General features: G+C 68.4%; 8 protein-coding genes. 3 read left to right on the top strand and 5 right to left on the bottom strand.

What is annotated here, in order from left to right; translation table 11 throughout:
• Positions 1-49: 49 nt before the first annotated feature.
• The gene (locus tag QOL69_RS11430) at positions 50-352 is read left to right on the top strand and encodes a DUF7853 family protein (RefSeq protein WP_283403261.1); all 303 of its coding nucleotides are present in this window, start codon (positions 50-52) and stop codon (positions 350-352) included.
• A 91-nt stretch (positions 353-443) separates the two neighbouring features.
• Here QOL69_RS11430 and QOL69_RS11425 read toward each other — a convergent pair whose 3' ends face one another.
• The 5 genes from QOL69_RS11425 to QOL69_RS11405 form a co-directional block, all read right to left on the bottom strand.
• Positions 444-1,007, bottom strand: a complete 564-nt coding sequence (locus tag QOL69_RS11425) for a hypothetical protein (RefSeq protein ID WP_048076981.1) — start codon at positions 1,005-1,007, stop codon at positions 444-446.
• Positions 1,008-1,102: 95 nt separating this feature from the next.
• Complete coding sequence (locus QOL69_RS11420) at positions 1,103-3,289, bottom strand: (Fe-S)-binding protein (RefSeq protein ID WP_283403260.1); 2,187 nt, start codon at positions 3,287-3,289, stop codon at positions 1,103-1,105.
• A 104-nt stretch (positions 3,290-3,393) separates the two neighbouring features.
• Positions 3,394-4,107: an energy-coupling factor transporter transmembrane component T family protein gene (locus tag QOL69_RS11415; protein ID WP_283403259.1), complete on the bottom strand. Its 714-nt coding sequence runs from the start codon at positions 4,105-4,107 to the stop codon at positions 3,394-3,396.
• Entirely contained in the window at positions 4,104-4,922 is an 819-nt protein-coding gene (locus QOL69_RS11410) for an energy-coupling factor ABC transporter ATP-binding protein (RefSeq protein ID WP_283403258.1), read from the bottom strand. The genes QOL69_RS11415 and QOL69_RS11410 overlap by 4 nt, the downstream gene beginning before the upstream one ends.
• 4 nt (positions 4,923-4,926) lie before the next feature.
• Positions 4,927-5,508 (bottom strand): biotin transporter BioY, encoded by a 582-nt coding sequence (locus QOL69_RS11405; protein ID WP_283403257.1) that lies wholly within the window; start codon positions 5,506-5,508, stop codon positions 4,927-4,929.
• A gap of 148 nt (positions 5,509-5,656) precedes the next feature.
• Between QOL69_RS11405 and QOL69_RS11400 the strand changes: the two genes are divergently transcribed.
• Both QOL69_RS11400 and QOL69_RS11395 read left to right on the top strand, forming a co-directional pair.
• Complete coding sequence (locus tag QOL69_RS11400; RefSeq protein WP_283403256.1) at positions 5,657-5,899, top strand: ribbon-helix-helix domain-containing protein; 243 nt, start codon at positions 5,657-5,659, stop codon at positions 5,897-5,899.
• A complete protein-coding gene (locus QOL69_RS11395; RefSeq protein WP_283403255.1) occupies positions 5,892-6,620 on the top strand; it encodes a queuosine precursor transporter in 729 nt (242 codons plus the stop codon). The genes QOL69_RS11400 and QOL69_RS11395 overlap by 8 nt, the downstream gene beginning before the upstream one ends.
• The last annotated feature ends 75 nt before the right edge of the window (positions 6,621-6,695 follow it).

The following is a 6,695-nucleotide window of genomic DNA, read 5'->3' as shown; positions in this document are numbered from 1 at the left end:
GCGAACCGGGACGTGGTTTTAAGTCCCCGTACCGGGAGACACCGGACGAATGGTCCCTCCCACGACCGACGGGCCGCCAGCGCCGACGACCTCCCGGGAGGAGGCGTGGGTGGCTCACGCCGCGCTGCTGGAGGCCGCGCGGAACGCGGCCGAGGACGCCGAGCCGTACCGCGGGCCGCTCGAATCGATCGAACGCGGCGAACCCCTCGACGGCGAGGGCGTCGCCCTCCTGCGGGACGCCCTCGTCGACTACCTCGGCGACGCGCCGGTCCGCGATCGCGCGCCCGGGCGAGCGCTGTTGCGGCGCACCGACGATGTGGTCGGGTCCTCGGAGTCCCCCTCCACGTTGTAAGGCGGGATCACGTCACCAGTAATGTGTGTTGTGAGCCTCTGAGGACGTGTCAGCGCGGTTAGAGACTCGGCCGCCGAAGGGTTCCACCCGCCTATTCGTTCTTTTGCTCTCGGTAGTAGAACGGCGAATGGATCCCGAAGTGGAGCAAGTCGCGGCGGTGGAGTCCGTAAATACAGACCCCGAACCAAGATACGGATAATATCGTGGATACCAGCATTGAGACGTTTGAGAGGCTAAAGAAGAAGAACAGCGGAAAGACGATAATCGCTACCGTCGCCCAACTCTTGATCGTCCTGATGACCCATTTCTGGATTTTGGCCGCTACACCGCTGCGTGCCCGTTCTGACCCGGAAGCGTTGTGTTGAGCCACGAGTTCCCCTTCGGAGTCGTCTCCGTTGACGGTTCGATCCGAGTCGCCGGCGTTGTTGACCGGCTGACGCGACCAGTTGTCGTCGCCGCAGATCGGACAGTTCTTGCTCAACAAGCCGTACTGGTCCATGATCCACCCCCCACCGAGGTAGACGAGCCCCGGGATAAATCCGAAAAACAGCAGAATGATTCCCAGTTCTCTGTTGACCCCGCCAACGGGTTGGACTTGTTGCTCACAGTTCCGACAATACGCTGCTCCGGCCTGAGTCGAACCTGCTTCAGACATGTGATTCCACGTGGCGAAATGTTCTGATAAGAAAGTATACGTTTTTAATTATTGTCGAATCGAACGGCCCCGAATATAACGTCGAAGGCGGCTCGTTACCGTGAGGAGTCGACCGCCTCGATCAAAAGCTCCGCGACGTCGACGATCTCCACGTCGTCCTCGAAGTCCCCGGTCTTGCGACCGTCCTCGAACATCGTCGTACACATCGGACAGGCGACGACGAACTTCTCTATCGCAGCGCCCGCGTCGGTGTCCTCGACCGCCTCGCGGAGGCGCTCCTCGCTCGGCTTGACCGCCTCGTCGTGTTCGGTCCAGAGCCCGCCGCCGCCCCCGCCACAGCAGAACGAGTCGTCCCGCGAGCGCGGCATCTCGTACAGCTCCGCGCCGGTCGCGGAGATTAGCTCGCGCGGGGCCTCGTACTCGTCGTTGTACCGGCCGAGGTGACAGGGGTCGTGGTAGGTGACGGTGTAGTCCAGCTCGTCGCCCGACAGGTCGAGCCGACCCTCGTCGACGAGCTCCTCGACGACCTGCGTCCAGTGGAACACGTCGATTTCTCCCTCCGGGTTCCACGGCTCCTCGCGGTCGAACGGCATCATCGGGTCGTCCGCAAACTCCGCGAAGTCAACCTCGGGGTACTCGTTTTTGATGGTGTTGTAGGAGTGCGGGTCGGTACAGACGATGTTCTCGAACTCGCAGTCCGCGAACGTCTCGACGTGGTGACCGGCGAGTTCGAGGTAGAGGAACTCCTCGCCGATCCGGCGGATGTCGTTGCCGTCGGTCTTCTCGTCGTCGAATAAGATTCCGAACGACACGTCCGCCTCGTCGAACAGGCGGGCGAGCGCCCGGGCGACCTTCTTGTTCCGGTCGTCGAAGCTCGGGTAGTCGCCGACGTACCAGAGGTACTCGACCGACTCCTCGCGGGCGTCGGGCACGTCCACGTCGTCCAAGTCGTCCGCCCAGTCGCCCCGCGTCGACTGCGACTCGCCGAAGGAGTTCCCTTTCTGCATCACGTCTTGAAACACGTCTTGGAGGTTCGAGTCGACCGCCCCCTCGTCGACGAGCTGGCGGTTCATCTTCGTGAAGGGGGTGAGGTGTTCGATGTCGACCGGGCAGGCGTCCATACACGCCATACAGGACATACAGGACTCCATCGACTCGCTGGCGATGACGCCGCCCTCGTCGGCGACGATGGGGACGGCTCCCCCGTCGTTGACGGCGGCGGAGCCGGCCACGCCGCCGTCAGTCGTCATCCGGTCTCCGCTCCCCGCCACCGGGTCGTCGCTGACGGACTCGCGGTACGCCTTCAGGTCGAGGATGACGTTCCGCGGATCGAGGTTGCGGCCGACGGTGTCAGCGGGACAGGCGTCGGTACACCGCCCGCACTTCGTACACGCGTCGCCGTCGAGCAGCTCCTTCCACGTGAAATCTGAGAGCGACTCGGCGTTCGTGTGATCGAGGTCCGCGGGGACGTTCGGGAGCCGCGCGCCCGCCTTCTCGTCGCGGGCGACGACGTTGGCGAACGAGGAGATCATGTGGAACGGCTTCGCGTACGGGATCCACGCGACGAACGCGAACGCCAGCAGCGAGTGGCTCCACCAGATGACGCCGTAGGCGGCCTCCGCGCCCGCGGCGGTGAGGCCCGCCACCTCCAGACCGGTTGCGAGCGCCATCCCGACGAAGCTCACCGTCTCGGTCGCCCGCTGGGGCTGGCCGACCATGCTCACGCCCTCGACGAGGAAGCCGCCGACGCCGAGCAGGAAGAGGGTCCAGAGGAACGCGTCGTCCTCCAGCGAGGTGTGTTTCCCCCAGAGCCGTCCCTCGCGGTTCCGGTAGCGGCGGTAGCCGGCCATGCCGACGCCGACGACGAACAGCAGCCCGAACGCGTCGACCGCGAACTGGTAGGCGAGATAGAAGTCGCCGACCCAGAACGACTCGCCCGTGAGCGGGCGGTACAGGTCGATGTCGATCCCGAGGATGGTCGTCGCGACGAGTAAGACGAGGAACCCCCAGAGGACGAACGTGTGCATCACGCCGGCGTACAGGTCCCCGTCGAACTGGTTCTCGTTCGAGAGGACCGTCTTCGTCGCGGCGACGACCCGGCCGGGGAGGTTCGACAGCCGGTCGCGGGGGTCCGCAGCCCCGCGGGCGTACGCGGCGAACCGCGCGTAGACGCCGTACAGGAACACCAAGACGGCGACCGCGGCGAGCCAGTAGAACGCGGCCTTCCCCACCGGACCGATGGTCCAGAAGGTCTCCCGGGTGGCCGCCTGTAGGGGAATCATGATCGATCACCGGGATAGGGTCGGGTTAAATGTTGCCACAACCGCGAGAGCGTGGTCTCTCGTTCACGCGGTTTCGGGACGCCGCGTCGGCGACGGCGGTCGACTCACGCGACCCGCAGGACCGCGGCCGCGAACAGGGCGGCCGCGAGCGCCAGCGCCGGGGCGTCGACGCGGCGGAACGCCAGCCGCGGGAGCGTCGGGTTCCACGCGAAACACCGGGCGACGAGTGCCGTTCCGAGGCGGTCGGCGCGTCCGAACGCCCGATTTATTCCCGCGACCGCGACGATCCGCATCCGCTCGTGGACCGGTCGCTCCCCGCCGGCGCGGGCCCGCATCGCCTCGCGCGCGGACAGCAGGTCCCGTTTCAGCAGGGGGAGAAACCGGAACACGAGGGCGACCCCGACGCCGAGGAACTGCCCGGGTTTGCCCGGTATCGTCCGCTGGACCGCCGCGCGCGACTCCCGGACGGGCGTCGACCGCACGTACGCGGCCGCGACGACGAGTATCAGCAGCACGCGGTAGCTCGCCAGCCCGGTCGCGGCCGCGTCGTCGACGTCGAACCACGGGTCGCCGAGGGTCGCGCCCGCGACGACGGGCGCGACGAGCAGGAACGGGAGCGCGAAGCGATACGTCCACAGATCTCGCGCCCCGCCGGCGGCAAGCGCGAGGCAGCCGGCCGCGACAACCGTGAGAACGGCGAGCCCCCGGGGCGTCGTGTACGCGTACGCGACGACCGCGAAGGCGACCTGAACGAGGAGCTTCGACCGAGGGTCGAGCCGGTGCGCGAACGCGTCGTCGGGGACGTACGAGAGGGTCACGGCGGGCCCGTCCTCGTCGGCGACGGGTCCGTTCCCGTCGATCGCGGGTCGTCTCCTTCTTCGAAGGCGGCCGGGACCCGGACGTCGAGTCCGGGGAGGTCGTCGACCGCGCGTTCAGGAGGCGCATCGACGGCGATCCGCCCGTCCGCGAGGCCGACGACGCGGTCCGCGAGCGCGAACACGTCGCGCAAGTCGTGTGTGACGACGACCACGCCGACCCCGGCGGCGTGGAGTTCCCGGATTCGATTCAGGACGGACCGCCGGGCCGGGTCGTCGAGCCCGGTGAACGGCTCGTCGAGGACGAGGTGGTCCGGCTCCATCGCAAGCGCGCCCGCGACGGCGACGCGCTCGCGCTCGCCTCCAGACAGCGACTCGATCCGGTCGTCCTCGCGGCCCGCCATGTTCACGGCGTCGAGCGCGGCGTCGACGCGGCGGTCGATTGCCTCGTGCGACAGGCCGAGGTTCTCCGGGCCGAACGCGACATCGCCGCCGACGGTGGCGGCCACCAGCTGGTCGCGGGGGTCCTGAAACACCATCCCGACGGCGGTCCGGGCTGCGAGGGGATCGTCCGCGACGGGCGTGCCGTCGACCGCAACCGCGCCCTCGTCGGGGTCGACAAGCCCATTGAACGTGCGGACGAGCGTCGTCTTTCCGGAGCCGTTCGCCCCCGCGATCACGGCGAACTCGCCGTCCGGGATCGACAGCGAGACGTCGTCGACGGCGACGACGCCCTCGTCGGCTCCGTCGCCCTCGTCGGCTCCGTCGCCCCGGCCCGCTCCGCCGTATCGAACGGTGACGCCGGCGACGTCGATCACGGCGTCAGGCCGCGGTGATCGCGTCGGACCGGACGATCCCGACCGCCGCGGCGATCTTCGCGGCTTCCGCCGGCAGGAACACCACCGCGCCCTGAATGACCGCCTCGCCGAGCGCGAGGTCGAGCGAGAGGACCAGCCCGACGACGCCGAGCGCGTAGATGACGAGCGTGCCGACGACCGTCGCGCCGACGAGCGTCGGGAGCCGGACGGCGTTGAGGTCGCGGAGCGCGATTCCGCGGTGGACGATCCCGCCGACGAGCGCGGCCGCGATCGGGTACGACCAGAGGTAGCCCGCGCTGTCTCCGACGAGCGCCGCGAACCCGGCGGAGCCGCCGGCGAACACCGGCGCGCCGAGCGCGCCCGCGAGGAGGTATAAGACGAGCGCGAGGCCGCCCCACAGGGGACCGAGGAAGATCCCGGCGAGGAAGACGCCGAGCACCTGTAGCGTCACCGGAGCGGGCGACAGCGGGAACGGGAACGATACGTACGCGAACGCGCCCACGAGCGCCGCGAACAACGCGGCGCGCGCGAGGTTCGTCGCCGCCTCGTCGCCGACGAGGTCGACGGACTCCGTGTTCGTTGCCATGGGTGAACAGTCTGGTAAACCTACTTGAACGTGGTGGTTTACGAGTCGGTCGCGGGGAAAGGGGAGATCCCCGCTCGAACACCACGATACTCTCTCGATAATCCTCAGATAATAACGTTCATAGCCGCGCGACGTTCACGACGCGAGTATGCCGAAGATAAGCGTCGAGATCCCGGCGGAGCTGCTCGCCGACCTCGACGAGCACGTCGGTGACGACGGGAAGTTCGTGAACCGAAGCGACGCGGTGCGCGCGTCGATCCGCAAGAACCTCGACCTGCTCGACGAGATCGACGCCCGCCACGACCGGTTGGGAGACGGCGACGACGGGGCGACGAGGGGGAGCGACGAGGGGACGGAGGGCGGACGGACCGCGGAGGACGCCGATGAGTAGCCGAACCGCGGGCGGCGAGGGCGGTCCCTTCCGAACCGACCCGTTCGACCGGTCGGCGGTCGCGGCGGTCGGGCTGATCACGCTGTTCACGGTGGCGCTCGCGACCTCGCAGCTCACCGCGGCGAAGGTACTCGCCTTACCGCTCCCGGTCGCGCTGCCGGTCGTCGGCCCGGAGATCACCCTGCCGGGAGCCGCGCTCGCGTACGCGCTGACGTTCCTCGCGTCGGACTGCTACGCGGAGCTGTACGGCCGGCGGGCCACGCAGGTCGTCGTGAACGTGGCGTTCCTCGCGAACTTCCTCGTGCTCGCGTTAGTGTGGTCGACGCTCGCAGCGCCCGGGGTCGACCCCGAGGTGTCGGCCGCCTTCCAGACCGCGCTCGGACCGGCGGCGAACGTCGTCGTCGGCAGCCTGCTGGCGTACGTCGTCAGCCAGAACTGGGACGTGTTCGTCTTCCACGCGATCCGCGACCGCACCGGCGAGGGGATGCTGTGGCTCCGTAACCTCGCCTCGACGGCGACGAGTCAGGCGATCGACACGGTCATCTTCGTCGGCGTCGCCTTCTACGCCGCCCCGATCCTGCTCGGCGTCGGCTCCCCGCTCCCCGGGAGCGTCCTCCTCGCGCTCGGGATCGGACAGTACCTCCTCAAGCTCGGGATCGCCGTCCTCGACACGCCGGTCGTCTACCTCGTCGTCGGCGCGGTTCGGAACCGAACGCCGTAGCCGACCCGACCGGGAGGCCGACGCGTCGGGGCGTCAGCGCGTCGACGCTCCCCGATCGCCGTCGGACCGACGAGC

Origin of the sequence: Halorubrum sp. DM2 (genome assembly GCF_901686465.1) — an archaeon.
Taxonomy (GTDB): Archaea; Halobacteriota; Halobacteria; order Halobacteriales; family Haloferacaceae; genus Halorubrum.
Note: the sequence above shows the minus strand (reverse complement) of the source record. Positions and strands in the feature narration are given on the sequence as shown.